The sequence below is a fragment of the uncultured Jannaschia sp. genome (assembly GCF_947494025.1).
GTDB lineage: Bacteria > Pseudomonadota > Alphaproteobacteria > Rhodobacterales > Rhodobacteraceae > Jannaschia.
In genome coordinates this window covers 1-201 of record NZ_CANLTQ010000214.1, presented here as the reverse complement: position 1 = coordinate 201, position 201 = coordinate 1, and the positions used below count along the sequence as shown (strand labels likewise).

Below are 201 nucleotides of genomic sequence, written 5' to 3'. Positions count from 1 at the left end.
CCGAGCGCTGCCGCGACCGCTTCGCCGCCGCGCCGGAGGATTTCGTCGAGGCGACGGACCCGGTCTGCGGCATGGCGATGAATCGCGCGGCGGCCGAGCATCTGTCCTCGCATGCAGGCGAGCTGCTCTATTTCTGCTCCGCCCGCTGCAAGGAGAAGTTCGACGCCGCGCCCGAGACCTGGCTGAAGGGCAAGCCGACGC

General features: G+C 70.1%; 1 protein-coding gene. It reads left to right on the top strand.

What is annotated here, in order from left to right:
• Positions 1-201: YHS domain-containing protein (locus Q1B08_RS21945; protein ID WP_299823641.1), on the top strand; the 201-nt coding region annotated here is incomplete at both ends.